Annotated in this window: 17 protein-coding genes, 1 tRNA gene and 1 pseudogene; 8 read left to right on the forward strand and 11 right to left on the reverse strand. The window is 67.6% G+C overall.

Annotation, left to right across the window (positions count from 1 at the left end; genetic code table 11):
• Positions 1-64 precede the first annotated feature (64 nt).
• A complete protein-coding gene (gene leuA / locus EDD30_RS21475) occupies positions 65-1,804 on the reverse strand; it encodes a 2-isopropylmalate synthase (protein WP_071807140.1) in 1,740 nt (579 codons plus the stop codon).
• A gap of 206 nt (positions 1,805-2,010) precedes the next feature.
• Complete coding sequence (locus tag EDD30_RS21480) at positions 2,011-2,838, reverse strand: hypothetical protein (RefSeq protein WP_071807139.1); 828 nt, start codon at positions 2,836-2,838, stop codon at positions 2,011-2,013.
• Between the two features lie 238 nt (positions 2,839-3,076).
• Between EDD30_RS21480 and EDD30_RS21485 the strand changes: the two genes are divergently transcribed.
• Together EDD30_RS21485 and EDD30_RS21490 are read left to right on the forward strand one after the other, a co-directional pair.
• Positions 3,077-4,342 carry an aspartate kinase gene (locus tag EDD30_RS21485; protein WP_071807138.1) on the forward strand — a complete coding sequence of 422 codons (1,266 nt, stop codon included), beginning with the start codon at positions 3,077-3,079 and terminating at the stop codon, positions 4,340-4,342.
• Between the two features lie 7 nt (positions 4,343-4,349).
• Positions 4,350-5,411: an aspartate-semialdehyde dehydrogenase gene (locus EDD30_RS21490; RefSeq protein WP_071807136.1), complete on the forward strand. Its 1,062-nt coding sequence runs from the start codon at positions 4,350-4,352 to the stop codon at positions 5,409-5,411.
• Positions 5,412-5,418: 7 nt separating this feature from the next.
• Here EDD30_RS21490 and EDD30_RS21495 read toward each other — a convergent pair whose 3' ends face one another.
• Positions 5,419-5,715, reverse strand: a complete 297-nt coding sequence (locus tag EDD30_RS21495) for a hypothetical protein (RefSeq protein WP_071807134.1) — start codon at positions 5,713-5,715, stop codon at positions 5,419-5,421.
• A 332-nt stretch (positions 5,716-6,047) separates the two neighbouring features.
• On the opposite strand from EDD30_RS21495, the gene pyrE reads away from it, so the two are divergent.
• Positions 6,048-6,572, forward strand: a complete 525-nt coding sequence (pyrE, locus tag EDD30_RS21500; protein ID WP_071807150.1) for an orotate phosphoribosyltransferase — start codon at positions 6,048-6,050, stop codon at positions 6,570-6,572.
• Positions 6,573-6,661: 89 nt separating this feature from the next.
• Here pyrE and EDD30_RS21505 read toward each other — a convergent pair whose 3' ends face one another.
• On the reverse strand, positions 6,662-7,033 hold the full coding sequence (locus tag EDD30_RS21505) for a MerR family transcriptional regulator (protein ID WP_071807132.1): 372 nt from the start codon (positions 7,031-7,033) through the stop codon (positions 6,662-6,664).
• Positions 7,034-7,093: 60 nt separating this feature from the next.
• On the opposite strand from EDD30_RS21505, the gene EDD30_RS21510 reads away from it, so the two are divergent.
• Together EDD30_RS21510 and EDD30_RS21515 are read left to right on the forward strand one after the other, a co-directional pair.
• On the forward strand, positions 7,094-7,792 hold the full coding sequence (locus EDD30_RS21510) for an SDR family oxidoreductase (protein WP_071807130.1): 699 nt from the start codon (positions 7,094-7,096) through the stop codon (positions 7,790-7,792).
• A 183-nt stretch (positions 7,793-7,975) separates the two neighbouring features.
• A tRNA-Pro gene (locus EDD30_RS21515) sits at positions 7,976-8,052 on the forward strand.
• 99 nt (positions 8,053-8,151) lie between these two features.
• On the opposite strand, the pseudogene EDD30_RS40750 reads toward EDD30_RS21515, so the two are convergent.
• Together EDD30_RS40750 and EDD30_RS39270 are read right to left on the reverse strand one after the other, a co-directional pair.
• A pseudogene (locus tag EDD30_RS40750) lies at positions 8,152-8,925 on the reverse strand (LacI family DNA-binding transcriptional regulator); the annotation flags it as partial.
• A gap of 129 nt (positions 8,926-9,054) precedes the next feature.
• Complete coding sequence (locus EDD30_RS39270; RefSeq protein WP_170047432.1) at positions 9,055-9,198, reverse strand: hypothetical protein; 144 nt, start codon at positions 9,196-9,198, stop codon at positions 9,055-9,057.
• An 80-nt stretch (positions 9,199-9,278) separates the two neighbouring features.
• On the opposite strand from EDD30_RS39270, the gene EDD30_RS21525 reads away from it, so the two are divergent.
• Positions 9,279-9,551, forward strand: coding sequence for a hypothetical protein (locus tag EDD30_RS21525; RefSeq protein ID WP_071807125.1), 273 nt, complete (start codon positions 9,279-9,281; stop codon positions 9,549-9,551).
• On the opposite strand, the gene EDD30_RS21530 is transcribed toward EDD30_RS21525, so the two are convergent.
• From EDD30_RS21530 to EDD30_RS21545, 4 genes are all read right to left on the reverse strand, one after another.
• On the reverse strand, positions 9,532-10,191 hold the full coding sequence (locus tag EDD30_RS21530) for an HAD family hydrolase (RefSeq protein WP_071807123.1): 660 nt from the start codon (positions 10,189-10,191) through the stop codon (positions 9,532-9,534). The two genes, EDD30_RS21525 and EDD30_RS21530, sit on opposite strands and share 20 nt — an antisense overlap.
• 192 nt (positions 10,192-10,383) lie before the next feature.
• Positions 10,384-10,845, reverse strand: coding sequence for a DUF6924 domain-containing protein (locus EDD30_RS21535; RefSeq protein WP_123678449.1), 462 nt, complete (start codon positions 10,843-10,845; stop codon positions 10,384-10,386).
• A 423-nt stretch (positions 10,846-11,268) separates the two neighbouring features.
• Positions 11,269-11,688 (reverse strand): hypothetical protein, encoded by a 420-nt coding sequence (locus EDD30_RS39275; RefSeq protein ID WP_170047430.1) that lies wholly within the window; start codon positions 11,686-11,688, stop codon positions 11,269-11,271.
• A 331-nt stretch (positions 11,689-12,019) separates the two neighbouring features.
• The gene (locus EDD30_RS21545) at positions 12,020-13,309 is read right to left on the reverse strand and encodes an IS701 family transposase (RefSeq protein ID WP_425321280.1); all 1,290 of its coding nucleotides are present in this window, start codon (positions 13,307-13,309) and stop codon (positions 12,020-12,022) included.
• Between the two features lie 415 nt (positions 13,310-13,724).
• Here EDD30_RS21545 and EDD30_RS21550 point away from each other — a divergent pair, with 415 nt between their 5' ends.
• The gene (locus EDD30_RS21550) at positions 13,725-14,039 is read left to right on the forward strand and encodes a hypothetical protein (protein WP_071806882.1); all 315 of its coding nucleotides are present in this window, start codon (positions 13,725-13,727) and stop codon (positions 14,037-14,039) included.
• Between the two features lie 627 nt (positions 14,040-14,666).
• On the opposite strand, the gene EDD30_RS21555 is transcribed toward EDD30_RS21550, so the two are convergent.
• Positions 14,667-14,879 (reverse strand): DUF2283 domain-containing protein, encoded by a 213-nt coding sequence (locus tag EDD30_RS21555; protein WP_170047414.1) that lies wholly within the window; start codon positions 14,877-14,879, stop codon positions 14,667-14,669.
• A gap of 226 nt (positions 14,880-15,105) precedes the next feature.
• On the opposite strand from EDD30_RS21555, the gene EDD30_RS21565 reads away from it, so the two are divergent.
• The gene (locus tag EDD30_RS21565) at positions 15,106-16,047 is read left to right on the forward strand and encodes a hypothetical protein (RefSeq protein ID WP_143162788.1); all 942 of its coding nucleotides are present in this window, start codon (positions 15,106-15,108) and stop codon (positions 16,045-16,047) included.
• Positions 16,048-16,059 lie beyond the last annotated feature (12 nt).

Below are 16,059 nucleotides of genomic sequence, written 5' to 3' on the forward strand. Positions count from 1 at the left end.
GCGTCATCCCTGCCGGGAACATCCCGCCCGCCGCCGGCTCGCGGCCGGCGGCGGGCGGAAGTACTCAGCGGGCGCGGTTGACGGCGCTGGTCACGGCCTTGATGGATGCGGTGACGATGTTCGCGTCGAGGCCGACGCCCCACACCGTGCGACCGTTGACCTCGCACTCCACATAGGCCGCGGCCTGAGCGTCCTCACCCGAGGTCAGGGCGTGCTCGGCGTAGTCGAGCACCCGCACCTTGATCGCCAGCGGCTCGAGCGCCTGCACGTACGCGTCGATCGGGCCGTTGCCGACGCCGGTGAGCGGGCGGCGGGTGCCGCGGTGCCGGACCTCCGCGTCGATCTCGACCTTGCCGTCCACCGTGGCCGTCGAGTAGCGGTCCAGCTCGATGACGCCGGACGGCTGATGGTCGACCAGGTACTCGGTCGCGAAGATGTCCCACATCTGCTGCGGGCCGACCTCGCCACCCTCGGCGTCGGTGACGTGCTGCACCACGCCGGAGAACTCGATCTGCAGCCGGCGCGGCAGGTCGAGCTTGTGCTCCTCCTTCATGATGTACGCGACGCCGCCCTTGCCGGACTGCGAGTTGACCCGGATGACCGCCTCGTACGTGCGGCCCACGTCCTTCGGGTCGATCGGCAGGTACGGCACTCCCCAGGTGAACTCGTCCACCTCTTTGCCGGCCGCGGTCGCATCCGCCTGCAGTGCGCTCAGGCCCTTGTTGATCGCGTCCTGGTGCGAGCCCGAGAACGCGGTGTAGACCAGGTCGCCCACGTACGGGTGCCGCTCGTGCACAGGTAGTTGGTTGCAGTACTCCACCGCGCGCTTGATCTCGTCGATGTCCGAGAAGTCGATCATCGGGTCGACGCCCTGGGAGAACAGGTTCAGCCCCAGCGTCACCAGGTCGACGTTGCCGGTGCGCTCGCCGTTGCCGAACAGGCATCCCTCGACGCGGTCGGCGCCGGCCAGTACGCCCAGCTCGGCGGCGGCCACGGCCGTACCCCGGTCGTTGTGCGGGTGCAGGCTGAGGACGATGCTGTCGCGGCGGGGCAGGTGGCGGTGCATCCACTCGATGCTGTCCGCGTACACGTTGGGGGAGGCCATCTCGACCGTCGCCGGCAGATTGATGATCAGCGGGCGGTCCGGGGTGGGGTCGATGACGTCGATGACCGCCGAGCAGATCTCCAGCGCGTAGTCCAGCTCGGTGCCGGTGTAGGACTCCGGCGAGTACTCGTAGAAGATCTCGGTGTCGGGAGTGTGGATCTCCGCGTACTTCTGGCAGAGCCGGGCCCCGGTGGTGGCGATGTCGGTGATGCCGTCGCGATCGAGGCCGAAGACGACCCGGCGCTGCAGCGTCGACGTCGAGTTGTAGAAGTGCACGATCGCGCGCTTGGCGCCGCGGATCGACTCGAACGTGCGGTCGATGAGGTGCTCCCGGCACTGGACCAGCACCTGGATCGTCACGTCGTCCGGGATCAGGTCCTGCTCGATGAGCTGACGGACGAAGTCGTAATCGGTCTGGCTGGCGGCCGGGAAGCCCACCTCGATCTCCTTGTAGCCCATGGCGACGAGCAGGCTGAACATGCGTCGCTTGCGCTCGGGGGACATCGGGTCGATGAGGGCCTGGTTGCCGTCGCGCAGGTCCACGGCGCACCACCGCGGCGCGGACTCGGTGCGCCGGGATGGCCACTGACGGTCGGGCAGATCGACGGTGAACTGCTGCTGGTACGGGGTGTAGCGCGCGAACGGCATCCGGCTGGGGCGCTGCCGGGCGATCGGATCGACGGTTACGTCGCTGGACATGCGAGCTCCTACAGGAGGTTGGTCAGTTCACGAGGACCGACCGGCGCGCGTCAACTCCGCGACGAGGTGCCGGCCTCGGTTGGGGCCTCGTCGCGGCAGCGAAGAAGGAGGGCCTGCCACATGTCGAACGTCACCCTACGTGGTCAACTAGGCGGTCGCTAACTGTACGCCCGGATCGTGGGAAACCCGTGCTGGCGCGGGACAGGTCACGCGGACGGGGAGGCCGCGGGCGCGGCTCCTCCCCCGGAGGGATTCGCGCCGGGCGGTGTCACCGGTGGCGTCGTGGGCGGAGGGGAGGCCAGCCCCATCGGGTCGCCGCCGACCACCGGTCCGGGCAGGTCGACGGTGGGCGGCGGCGCGGCCGGCGTGCCCGCGATGGTGACCGTCCCGAAGGTGACCTTGGCCGCCGTCAACAGGCCTTCGTCGGAGTAGCAGTAGATGCCGACATCCACCGGCGCGGAGAGCGAGGCGGAGATCGTGTCGACCGCGTAGCAGTTGCCCGACGAGCCCGGCAGGGGCTGGGCGGCGGTCACCGACAGGGCGGCCTGGCGGTCGGTGAAGACGGGCAGCCACTGCCGGAAGACCCGCTGCACCTTGGGGTCGTACTTCTTCGGCATGCGCTTGCCCCGGTCGGTGACGCGTACGCAGGAGGGCACGACCGGGTTCGTGGCCGACGGGATGGCGCACTGGAACAGGCCGGCGGCGGTCTCGGCGATGGCGACGTCCGCCGTACCCCCGAGCATGCCGTGGGGGATGTCCACCCGCCAGGTGCCGTCCGCGGCGACCGTCGCCATGATCGAGCGGGGCGACTCGCCCGGCGCGGCGAACGTGTAGAGCGCCGCGAAGCGGTGGTCCTGGGCCCGGGCGGCGCGGGCGGCCAGTTCGATACGGGCGTCCGCGACCTCGGGCGCCGGGGCCGGCGACGAGGGGGTCGGCGGCCCGGCGGGCGCCGCGTCGCCGCAGGCGGTGACGCCGGCGGTCAGCAGGACGGCGGCCAGCGCGGACAGCACACGCGAGACGGGGCGGGAGCGCATTGAGACATTCTCGCCTCTCGTCGCCCTACGGTCGTCGTGCCGTCTCCCGGCGTGTCGCGTGGCATGGCGTGTCCCCTGGACACGCGGGCCGTGTCGGCCCCCACAGGGCCGGATGCTGGGATCGCCTGTCAGAGATCGGGACGGGCGCGACTAGTCTGGTCTGCGATTGACTCGACCGACGCCGCCGGCCGGACTGCCGGCGGCGTCGGCACGTGCGGCGTGGAGGGAGTCGACTGCCGTGGGCGTGGTGGTGCAGAAGTACGGCGGTTCGTCCGTGGCCGATGCCGAGCGCATCAAACGGGTGGCGGAGCGGATCGTGGACGCCCGCAAGGCGGGTAACGACGTGGTGGTCGTGGTCTCCGCGATGGGGGACACCACGGACAACCTGCTCGACCTGGCCAACCAGGTCAGCCCGCTGCCGCCCGGCCGCGAGCTCGACATGCTGCTGACCGCCGGCGAGCGCATCTCGATGGCGCTGCTCGCGATGGCGATCCACAACCTCGGGTTCGAGGCCCGGTCGTACACCGGCTCCCAGGCCGGTGTGCTGACCACCGCGGTGCACGGCAAGGCCCGGATCATCGACGTGACGCCCGGCCGGCTGCGCACGGCGCTGGACGAGGGTGCCATCGCGATCGTCGCCGGCTTCCAGGGCGTCTCCCAGGACACCAAGGACATCACCACGCTGGGCCGCGGCGGTTCGGACACCACGGCGGTCGCGCTCGCCGCGGCGCTCGACGCCGACCTCTGCGAGATCTACACGGACGTGGACGGCGTCTTCACCGCCGACCCGCGGATCGTCTCCGACGCCCGCCAGATCGAGAAGATCACCTACGAGGAGATGCTCGAGCTGGCGGCCGGCGGGGCGAAGGTACTGATGTTGCGATGTGTGGAGTACGCGCGCCGGTTCAAGGTGCCGATCCACGTACGCTCGTCGTACTCCAACAAGCAGGGCACTGTCGTCACGGGATCGATGGAGGACCCGAACGTGGAACAAGCGCTGATCACCGGGGTCGCTCACGACCGGAGCGAGGCCAAGATCACGATCGTCGGCGTGCCCGACGAGCCCGGCTCGGCCGGCCGCATCTTCGAGACGGTGGCGGAAGCCGAGATCAACATCGACATGATCGTGCAGAACGTGTCGACCGAGGGCACCGGGCGCACCGACATCTCGTTCACGCTGCCCAAGGCCGACGGCCCCACCGCGATGGCGGCGCTGGACAAGATCAAGGAACAGATCAAGTTCAAGAGCCTGCTCTTCGACGACCACGTGGGCAAGGTGTCGCTGGTCGGCGCCGGCATGCGGTCGCACCCGGGCGTCGCCGCGTCCTTCTTCGCGTGCATCGGCGAGGCCGGCGTCAACATCGAAATGATCTCTACTTCGGAGATCCGCGTCTCGGTGGTCTGCCGCGACAGCGACCTCGACACCGCGGTCCGCGCCGTGCACGACACCTTCGAACTGGGCGGCACCGAGACAGCCGTCGTGTACGCGGGCACCGGACGGTAATCGGCGTATGGGGTCGCCGCCCACGCTTGCGGTTGTCGGAGCCACCGGCTCCGTCGGCACGGTGATGCGCGAACTGCTGAGCTCCCGGCGCAATGTGTGGGGCGAGATCCGCCTGGTGGCCTCGGGCCGTTCGGCCGGCAAGCGGCTACCGTGCCGCGGTGAGCAGCTTCCCGTCCACGAGCTCACCCCCGAGGTGTTCGACGGCGTCGACATCGCGATGTTCGACGTCCCCGACGGGGTCTCGCTCGCCTGGGCGCCGGTCGCCGTCTCCCGCGGCGTCACCGTCGTCGACAACTCGTCGGCGTTCCGGATGGACCCGGACGTGCCCCTGGTCGTCCCGGAGGTCAACCGGGAGGACCTGCAGCACCGCCCGCGCGGCATCGTGTCCAACGCCAACTGCACGACGATGGCCATGATCATGGCGATCGCCCCGCTGCACCGCGAGTACGGCCTGCGCGAGCTGGTCCTGGCGTCGTACCAGGCCGTCTCCGGCGCCGGTCAGATCGGCGTCGACACCCTGCACGACCAGCTCAGCAAGGTGGCCGGCGACCGGGCCCTGGGCTCGCGCCCGGGCAACGTCCGCCAGGCGGTCGGCGACGACCTGGGCCCCTTCCCCGCCCCGCTCGCCCTCAACGTGGTCCCCTGGTCGGGCGACCTGGCCCCGGACGGCTGGTCCTCGGAGGAGCTGAAGCTCCGCAACGAGTCCCGCAAGATCCTCGGCCTACCGGACCTCAAGGTCTCGGCCACCTGCGTCCGCGTACCGGTGGTGACGGGTCACTCGATCGCCGTCCACGCGGTCTTCGGCTCGGAACTCGACGCGGAGGGCGCACGCCAGGTCCTCCGCAACGCCCCCGCCGTGATTCTGGTCGACGACCCGGAAGCGGGCGAGTTCCCCATGCCGATCGACGCGGTCGGCACAGACCCGTCCTGGGTCGGCCGCATCCGCCGAGCCATCGACGACCCCCGAGCGCTCGATCTCTTCATCACCGGCGACAACATGCGCAAGGGCGCGGCGCTGAACACGGTGCAGATCGCGGAACTGCTGGCGGAGGAATTCGCCAGGGGCTAGGGGCCTGTCAGAGGGCGAGCTGCGGACGGGCCGGAATGCCCGCGATCGCCGGTGCCGCCGTGCGCACGGACGCCTGCTGCGGCACGTGGCTGGGAATCAGCATCGACTCCACGGCGGGTGCGATCGAGCGGCGCTCGCTGAGCTGGATCAGCCGGGCCGCGCGCGCCAGCGAACCGGTCTCGCCGTCACGGAAACCCTCGCGATAGCCCTTCTCGTAGCGTTCGCCGCGGCCGAGGGCGCGACCGATGGCAAAGCACGACGAGCCGGCGAGAGCGATCAGGAAGAGAAGCGCGAACGGTGTCACGACAAACCTTTCGAAGGGCCGAGGTTCGATAAACCGCAAAATAGTCGAAACTAGACAAACCTCTACCCACTCATTTGAGCAATTACGCGTACGGGTGAACCCTTGCTGGGGTGCCGCTTCCCGGCCCGCTTTTTGGGGGTCCGCCATCCCGCCTCCTATGTGCGGTGGGCAAGGCCTCTTGTGCGCGGCGGCGTGCTTGGCCTCTTGTGCGCGGCGGGCTTGTGTGCCCCGCGGGTCGGTGCGCATCCCGCGCTGCCTGCTTGCACCTTTGGCAGGCGCCGGATTGCACCCGCGCGGTCGGCTCCGTGCGCGAGGTGGAAGGCTGTGTGCTCGTGACTGAATCTGACCTTGCGCGGCAGGTCCGCGACGTGAGCCGATTGACCGGCGAGTTCGTCCTGCGTTCGGGCCGGACCGCCACCGAATACTTCGACAAGTACCAGTTCGAGTCGGACCCCGTGCTGCTCGACAGGCTGGCCGAGCAGATGGCCGTGCTCATCCCCGAGGGCACCGAGGTGCTGGCCGGCCTGGAGATGGGCGGCATCGCCGTGGTGACGGCGCTGGGCCGGCACGCCAAGCTCCCGTGTGCGTTCGTCCGCAAGCAGGCCAAGGCGTACGGTACGGCGCGGCTGGCCGAGGGCGCCGAGGTCGCGGGCCGGCGGGTTCTGGTCGTGGAAGACGTGGTCACGTCCGGCGGTCAGGTTGTCATCTCGACGAAGGACCTGCGCCGGCTGGGTGCACACGTCGACCACGCGCTCTGCGTGATCGACCGCCAGGAGGGCGGCGCCCAGGCGCTGTCGGCCGAGGGCATCACGCTACGCGCGCTGCTGACGCGCGCAGACCTCGAAGCCGCGGCCTAGTCGCGGGTACGAGCGAGGCGCGGGCGTGCAGGGCGACCCGCGCCTCGGGCTCGTCATGGAGCCCAGGTCGCGTGCCGGCTTGCCGCCGGTCAGGTCGGTGGCACGACGTGGCATCCGTGGTTCGGGTCGGCGGCGAGGGCGATGACCGCATCCAGTTTGTCGCGGGTGCGGACGAGCTCGGCGATCTGGGCGTCGATGCGGTCACGCTCGGCCGCGAGGCGCGACCGCGACTCCGGGGTGCTGACCTTGGCGTCCACGCAGGGCAACAGCTCGGCGATCGTTCTGCTGGAGAGTCCGGCGGAATAGAGCATCTGGATGAGCCGCACCCGCTCGGCCGCGGGTTCCGGGTAGTGCCGCTGCCCGCTGGCGCTGCGAGTGGCGGCGAGCAGTCCCTGCTCCTCGTAGTAGCGCAGCGCCCGTACGCTCACGCCTGCTCTGGTGGCAAGCTCGCCGATCCGCATGAGTGACTCCCGTCGCAAACCTCGCCCCTGACGTCAACGTCAGGTTTTAGCGTAGCCGCCATGCAGATTTCCGGATCCGTCGCCCTCGTCACCGGCGCCAACCGTGGCCTCGGCAAGCAGTTCGTCACCAGCCTCCTCGACCGCGGCGCCGCCAAGGTGTACGCCACCGCCCGCCGTCCCGAACTCATCGACGTCCCCGGCGTACAGGTGCTGCGCCTCGACGTCACCGACCCGGCCTCGATCGCCGCGGCCGTCGCGGCCGCGCCCGACGTCGACCTGCTGATCAACAACGCCGGCATCGCCACGGGCCAGAATCTGATCACCGGCGACCTCGCCGAGATCCGCCGCGAGATGGACACCCACTACTACGGCACGCTGGGCGTGATCCGCGCCTTCGCCCCGCAACTCGCCGGCGGGGCGATCCTCAACGTTCTCTCGGCGCTGTCCTGGTTCTCGTACGACGGAGCGGCCGCCTACGCCGCCGCAAAGGCGGCCGCATGGAGCCTGACCAACAGCGTCCGCCTGGAGCTGGCGCGCCAGAACACCCAGGTGACGGGCCTCCACCTGGGAGCCGCGGACACCGACATGACCGCACGGTACGAAGGCCCCAAGATCTCCCCGGAACAGGTGGTGACCGCGGCCCTGGACGGCCTCGAGGCCGGCCGGCTCGAGGTGCTGGCCGACGACTGGAGCCGGCACGTCAAGGCCTCCCTGGCGGGCGACCCTGCCGAGTTCTACGGATCGACGACCGCGGCCTGAACCCAGGAGCCCTCCTTGTCGGCACCACCACCGACCACCGGGGGCCGGGACGGCATCGAGCCGTCCCGGCCCCCGCCAGGCCGGCGCCTGCCCTCCGTATGCGCTCTGAGCTGTGGTTATGTGGCACGGGGGATACCGATTTCGCGGGGGAAGGGGCGTCGGATACTATTGCTCAGCACGCATCGGGGTGTGGCGCAGCTTGGTAGCGCGCTTCGTTCGGGACGAAGAGGCCGTCGGTTCAAATCCGGCCACCCCGACCAGAGAAACACCAGCCCAGGGCTGGTCCTCCGCACGGGGGACCAGCCCTGAACTGTCTCCCGGTCCGCTCTGGGGAGTGATCTGGGAGTGGATCTTGAATCTCACTCCCCACCCTCCTTCCGGCGTGCATCCAGGAGATGATCCAGGACCGCCACCGGGGAGTGCGACGCCATCCCGAGCCGGGCATCCAAGGCGCCTTCCCACAGGGTTGTCAGGTGTGCGAGGAACTGGCGGCGCATGGCCGGCGTGATGTGCGAGTAACGCGCTTGGACCGAGCCGTCGAAGTGCCCCATCCGACCGTCCTGAAGCACGGGCGGCGGGATGGAACAGCCAGGTGGCGAAGCCTGTCCGTCGCCAGTGCGGCGCAAGCTCACCCAGCGGTTGCCCGCCTCTGACGTAGCCCAGATCAGCGGTCGCCTTCAACACCCGAACGCGGGTGGCCTCAGGCACCGACTCCGGACGATTCAGCACTGCCGAAACAGTTCCGGTCGACGCACCCGCGCTACGCGCCACATCCACCAGCTTCGGTCCAACCGCACGAGCCGCGCCGTTCGCGGGGCGATGACCGCGGAAGACATACGGGCGTCCATGGCAGGAGCACGGCCGAGGCTTGGTGGACGCGAGGTGCCCGGCGACCAAGCGATCAAGCCAGTCCGGAGTATCGACGTTCGGTGGGAGTCATCCTTTGGCGGGCACCGTAGGAACTCACCCGTGTCGAGTTCGTACAGCTGCCACTCGACCCGGATGGTCCCCCGCCGCACGAACTCCTTCTCCAAGCCCACGAGTTCGGCCCAACGCATGCCCGTGAAGCCCTTCAGCACGACAGCGACGAATTCATCATCGCGACCTGACAGCAGCGCAGCACGCTGGGGGAGGGCATCTAAGCTTGCACCGTATTGATCTCCCGTCGCGACGTACCTCGTTGTGCCGTCGGGCGACCCGCGAGCGGTAGCGGATGACGAGCGTGTCTCGCGGGTCAAGACCGGCTCCGTCTGTAGCGCCTCTCATCGTTTCGGTGGATGCCGACGAAGGGCTTCCACCCGGATGAGCGCTTCGCGCTCGGGGCCTTCCTGTTCGTTGCTGTAGATGGGCACGCCGATCAAGCGAATCCACTCCAGGCGGGAGACTTCCTGCGGCGTGACTGTCATGGCCGTTATGCGCATTTTTAGTATGCCGGGCCGTAGCAGTAGTCGGCCTCCGGTATCTCCACCACGTCCTCACCGCGGCCTTGGAGGCGCTGCCAGCCGACGAGGGCAAGCAGCGCACCGTCATCCTCGGCGACCTGGCCGCCGTCGAGGTCGCCCGCAAGCACCCCGAAGAGGCATGCGTTCACGCTCAGGCGGCGCTCGACCAGCTCGGAATCACCTGGTACGCCACAGGTATGGAGCGCATCCGTGAAGTTCGCCAGAGCCTGCAACCGTGGGCCGACACCGAGTATGTCCGCGAGCTCGACGACCGGCTCTACGGCTGGCAGACCACTCTCAGTGCGCTTCGCCGTTGAACGCCGCGATCCGCTCGGGCAGTTCGGCAAGCGACTCGATTCGCATCGTGGCCAATCGGTCTGCCTCCGGGTCGTCCTGCTGGATGGTTGCCCACGGCCCCCGAAGGATCAGAGCCGTTTTGAAGCCTGCCGCGACTGCGGGTCGGATGTCGTTGTCCAGTCGGTCACCGACGTACAAGGTCTCTTCCGGCCTGCACGGCGTTTCCTTCGCCACCGCCTCGAAGAAGCCAACATCCGGCTTCGAGACGCCCCAGTCATCCGACGTAGCGATCATGTCGCTGGGCAGATCCATCGAGCGCAACAGCCCGCCGGCGCGCACTGTCTGGTTGCCCGCGATTCCCACCCAAAGGCCAGCCTTCCGCAGGGCAGTCAACGCTGGGCGCACGTCCGGGTAGAGGTCGTCCTCCCCGAACCACTCCGGCTGACCCGACGCCGCCCGTTTCTCCCGCTCCTCGGTGAGATCGAAACCGGGTCGGAACACCTGGAAGGTCTCGCGGTAGTCCTGGCCGCGTGCGATAACCGCTCCGAAGACCGCGGAGAAGGTGTGGCGAGGTACCCCGAGCCAGTCCGCCCAGGTGCCGTACTCCCTTGCCTCATTCACCAGACACTCACCGACGTCGAACACCACAGCTCGGATCATGGCGCCGAGCTTAACTCGCCAGCCATAGGGCGATTTAGTCAGAGAGAGTTCAGTGTGACGACCGCAGCGGCGTTACCTCGCAAGCCGTGCCCGTACCGTGTCGTACCTCGCCGCGTGCCTCTGTCGACTGCCGGTAGTGCAACCGAATGGACCAGCATCGCCAACGAGGACAGGCCATGACCCTCGCCGAACTCATCCGCCGCGCCCGATGCCTGCTGATCGACTTCGACGGCCCGATCTGCGCAGTGTTCGCCTTCCGGCGCTTTCAGCGAATTCAAAGAAGTCCATATTGGCCAGGGACAGGTTTGCCTCGATGGAGGCGATCTCGCTTGGCACCGTCCGGAAGGGTCGAGAGTCCTCTGTTGCGTTTAGGTTGACGACCAGGATGGGGTAGTCGGGCGGGGACATCGCAGCGGCGTCCGCCACGAACACCACAGGATGTTCGTACTCCTCGGGATACAGCCGAGGGAACCTTGCCGCCAGAGCATCTTCGCCCAGGTCGGCCAGGGTGCGATCCTCCACGTATTCGAGATTCGCCTCGTAGTTCTCCTCATTTGGGAGGCCTGCGAGCCTCACCATCTTCTCCCACGCTGCCGGGTTGGTGAAGTCGGCGCGAATGAAGGGCACCCCGTTGGTGAGCGGAAGACTTCCCATGGTGGAACTCCTCGAGCTTTTCGCGGCTTTGGTTGCGGGAGGTGTGGACGGTGCGCCCGACGTTTCATCCCGACCGCTCCGCCGGGCGCATCCCACGGCACTGAGCGCTGACGAAGCGATCGACGCTATGAGTATCACTCGACGATTCACTGTCGTATTACACCAGCTTGATCCACCAATATCACCCATGTCCGTCCTGATCTGTTTGACGCACTGACATGCCGCTGAGTACGCGTGCCTGTGTCGCGTCGCGCCGTCACGCTACGTGTCGCCAGCTTCCGCCCGCCGCACACTCGTGCCGATGTGAGTGCGTGCCTATCACCGGCAGAGTCATTCGCCCGAGTGGCGACACAGCCGTGCCGCTAACTCCACGGAGTGCGTTACTTCGACGATGCCAGAGTTACTGACACCAACAGCACGCCGTCACGCTGCGCCGGCAGTCGCCTCGACGTCGTTCGTCTTCGGCAGCCGCCAGAGGCCGGTGTACTCGGGCTTCCAGGAGGTGCCGAACTCCGTTGCGCGGATGTACTTCGCCCGCGGCACCTCGTCGTCACGGGGCGGCCAGTCTCGGTACGGCAAGGAGGTGATCCGCCACGCGACGATCAGGAGGACCCAGGGGGCGAGTACCGCGTCCCGGCGGCGGTAGGAAACCTTCGGAGCGAGCCAGACCACGAACGGAACCGCCAGGAGCCAGGCGGCCAGGCCACCAAGGCGGCTGCTGCCCGTGGCGTCCTGCACGGCCAGGCTCAGCGTGCTCTCAGAGCCGACGATCGCGAGGTCGAGCAACCCGGCGAGCAGCACTCGGATAAGGGGCTTCCGCGGCGGCCTGAGCGGGTTAAGCATGATCACCAGCCTAGGAGCTGACAGACCAGTCACGGACCAGCAGCGCGAACCTCGGGCCGCCACGAACGGCGACAGCAGTCAGCCTCGCTGCCAGTCTGACCTGGCCTTTCGTACATCGCACCTCAGCCTTTCAACCTCTGTAGCGGTAGTTTGTCGTCTTCATGGGGGTAAATAGAGGTTCAGGGCATGTCCGTTTCCGACGGCGTTCAGGAGTTTTTGGAGTTCGGCGGGCGGTGGTTTCTTGCTCCACGCTGTCCAGTAGCGGTGCAGTTGCAGCCATGGCGTGAGCCAGGCGCGGACGGCGCGGAGAGCTTTGGGCCAGCTCGGGTGTTCAGCCGTGTGGCCGGCTGTGGTGCCCCCTCTCTCCGGAGTCGTCGGGGACGGGCTCCGCAGGAGTCGTTACGTTGTCGTTTGTGGATGGTGGGTCGAACCAGGTGTTCCAGCAGAACGAGAACGCGCAGTTCACCAGGGTTTGGTGGCGGCGGATCGCGGTGGCAGAGCGGACTTGGAAGTCCGCCCAGCCGAGTTCGTCTTTTACTTGTTTGTAGCTTTGCTCGATCCAATGTCGGATTCCGTAGAGCCGCACGACTTCGGTCAAGTCCGCCGGTTCGTGGGCTGCCTCGGGGATGTCGTGTGGGCCGCCGGGGCGTGCCAGGTTGGTGGCCAGATACCAGGTTGCCTTGTCGGGCAGGGTGGCCGGGTCGGTCGTGGCGATGACCAGGCGGGTATGTCCGTCGGGTCCCCACCAACCGAGCCGGGCGTCGGTGGCCCACCATGTTTCGGTGTGCCCGTCGCGGAACCGGCGCTGGACCGGTTGCCAGCCGCCGGGATGCTCAGGCCCGCCCCACGGCACGGTTCGGGCGGCGTCTTTCGGTGTGTGGGCGTCAGCGCCGTACTGCCAGGTGCCCCGGGACGGCTTGAGAGCCATGACGAAACCAAGGCCGCTCTGGCGCAGTGCGCCGCGCAGGTCGTCGTGCTCGCCGTAGAAGCTGTCCGCCACCACTGCCCGGCAGACCACGCCGGCGGTAAGCGCCTTGTCGATCAGGTCCGCGGCGATCTGCAGCTTGGTCCGGAAACCGGGGTCGGCCTGCTTGCGGGCGAAATGGGAGGCAGGGGTGTAGGCCTCGGCGTGCAACGGATAGTAGACACGTTCGTCGGCCCACACCGTGGTCACGGTAACGATGCCGTTGTCGGTCTTGCCGTAGCGGCCCAGCCACTGCCGCCCGACATGCGCGGTGCGGGTGCCATCCTTGCGGTCGCCGGAATCGTCGATGGCGATCACCCCGCGAGCATGCGGGGCGGTCACCGGAGCGTTCACCAGCAGCTCCAGCCGCCGCCGGTTGACCTCATCCGCGTCCCACGTGGACTGCGACAGGAAGTACTGCAGCCGTTGTACCGCAGCGTGTTGCGCCCCCTCGACCGGCTCCGCGCCGGCCAGGCCCGTCAACGTCTTGTTGCGATCGCGAGGCGCGAGCAGACCAGTCAAATACTCCCGAAACCCCCGCCGCTGAGCCAGCCGGGAGAACAACTCATCGAAACAAGCTGCATAATCCTCTAACGGACCCGCAGCCGGCGGACACACCGCACGAACCACCAGCACCCCACCCGCTCGACCCGACACCAGCCGGTGCAACGCCGCAGAGCGAAGGAAGGTTACGAAGGCGACAAACTACCGGTAGTCGTGACCGCAACCGGCACGTCCGCAACAGCAGCCAATCCAGACGGTCGCGTGCCGACGATCGATCGGCACTGACAGTCGTTCGATGAACCACACGCGATCTGCGGAAGATCATCGGCGACACATAGACTCGTAAAGCAACGTCAGACAACAAAGGCTGGTGATAAGAATCAGCAGGTCGCAGGGGGTTCCTGCGCCGCTCAACCCATGATCACGCCTTTGGGGCCCTAGTCCGCGCCTCCGCAGCGTGCGGCCTGACCGGGGCAGGGGCGTGTTTCTGCCTCCCTCGACGACGCCAGAGATACTTACACCTCGGCGATCCAACGCCCAGCCGTCGCGCCGTGTCAGGCTTGCGCGCATGAAGGACTCCGAGCCGGTCATCGTCCAGCTCTACTGCCGGTTTGAGGTCGCGGTCGAGGACCTGAACGCGGTGCTGAACCATGCCGCGCAAGGACTGCGGGACGCCGAGATCGACTGGTCAAACGAGTCCAACACGCTTGACGAAGCGGTCAAGGAAATGAAGAGCGATCTGGCAGAGTCGGTTGCCAGCCTGGTGGACTTTGATCGCGTGCTGGGCGAATTACCTGGACTAGAAGTCCGACGTGGGCGGTACTGGGCCGAGGCCGGGCCGCCTTCCGAGCGGTTCCAGCCAGGCTTCGGCGTGCCGCAGTAGCCCAGGGCAAGACGACCGCACGATCTCGGCGCGATCCTGAACGGCTTACCCCAGAACCGAGCCCTGAAGTCGCGCGCCAGAAGTGTGTTTCTGCCTTCCTCGACGACGCCAGAGATCCTGCCTCCATCGGCTGGTGCTCATTCCCAGTGGAACAGGTTGGGATGCTTGTGCGCGTCCTCCCGGAGGCGAGCCAGGTCACTCACGTGGAGCGTCACGTAACCGCACTCGATACACGCCAGGGCGCGGACCTCCGTCACGTTACGGGTACCCCAGCCTCGGCGAGTTCGCCGCCAGAGCCAAATGGGCCGTTCTTCGGGCTCGTGGGTTCGCACCCCTGTGGCTACCCGCGCCCCACCGCACGTTGGACAGTCTGCGCCGGGCGTGGAGACTCCGTCATGCCCGCATGTGTATCACTCGCGCTGGAGTGTTTCCGCCTCCCTTGACGACGCTAAGGAACTACCTCCGCTAGATGTCCTCCTCCTGGCAACCATGCAAGTAGGCGCGCCTTCATCTCTGCCCTGCTCGCTTCGCCCGCATCACCACTCCGGTGATCCGCACGCTTCTAGCGGAGAGAAGTTGCACCGCCAAGATCAGGTGCGCTCATCTGGCCGCTGACCGCGCTTCGATTCACGCGTCGTCGGCTGTCGTGAGTACAGCGGCGCTGAGAAGTTCTCTCGCGCCGATGACCTCCACGCCGAGTAGGCGGCCGTCAGAGTCGAAGTCGAGCACGATGTCGCCCTGGCCAGGCCGTTCGACGACGACGTTCTCAGTTGCCGACCCACTAGGGATGTCCTGCTCGATGGCGAGGTATGCCGCGTTCGCCTCGCTGTCGTAGCTCATGCGCATAGGGTATTCGAGCATGCCCCGGGCTGGGCCCGAGGCCGCATTCTCTGCGATAGCTCCGGGGGTGCACTCAACTGCCGCCGAGCATGCGCGCCAGGTGGCGCATCAGGGTCACGCTCCGTGTGCTCGCCTCCCGCTCGTCGACGCGAACTTCTGCCGACGAGCGGGTGCGGTGCATGGCATCTGAACAGCGCCTCGATAGTACGGTTGCGATCATGGGATCGTGAACGAGCGAGAGCACCAACGGCAGCTCGAGCAGATGCATCGCCGCCGGTCGGTGATCGACTTGCCGATGGTCGCGCTGCGCCACCACGCATACCTGAGCCCGCCTCCCACAGACCACTGCTGGCGGCGCCAGCCGCGGGCGGTCGGTATTGGTGTAGATGATCGAGCAGTCGCGTTATGGGATCACCATGCCACCGGTGCTCGCCTGCTGACCCACCATGGGGCAGGCGCTAACGACCATGCCGCAGTGATCCTGAGCGGTGCGCGTCCGGCCGACTTCATGCAGCCGCTCCCTGACGGCCAGGTACTTCTGGTCGACGCCCGCACCCGGGGCACAGCCGAAAGCGCCGAAGTATGGGATGTCGCAGGCACCTGGGTGCTCAGCGGGCACTGTGGTGACGCTGTCGAGCATGTCCTGGCCACACCGAGCGGCGACTTCTGGATCGGCTACTTCGACGAAGCCGCAGCATCCGGTCGAGGCCTCGGCGGGCACGGCCTGGTGCGCTTCGGCCCCGACATGCAGCCTCGGTGGCGTTACCCCTTCAACACCGACCTGCCCTGCATCGACGACTGCGAGGCTCTGAACGTCCATGAAGAAGACGCCTACGCGTCGGTGTATCGCGCCCATCACCTCATCAGCGTCCGCGGTTCGCACGGCGTTGACCACGGCAAGGCACCACAAGGCGGAGCCGCTGCACTGCTCGTGCACGGCGAGCACGCAGTACTGATCGGAGGCTACGGCGCCGACTACGACCTTGCCACGCCCATCAGCATCGACGCTAAGGGCGTCCAGGTGGCCGGTGACCAATCCCGTCTGGTCCTGCCCGATGGCATGGAGATCCGAAACGCGCGCTGGACGTGCCGTGGCCCCGAGCTACACGCCATCATCAACGGCTCGTGGTACCGCGCAAGCCTTAGCGACTTCCACCCCGAAGCCTGAACGGGCGCGGCA

Origin of the sequence: Couchioplanes caeruleus (genome assembly GCF_003751945.1) — a bacterium.
In the GTDB taxonomy this organism is placed as follows: domain Bacteria; phylum Actinomycetota; class Actinomycetes; order Mycobacteriales; family Micromonosporaceae; genus Actinoplanes; species Actinoplanes caeruleus.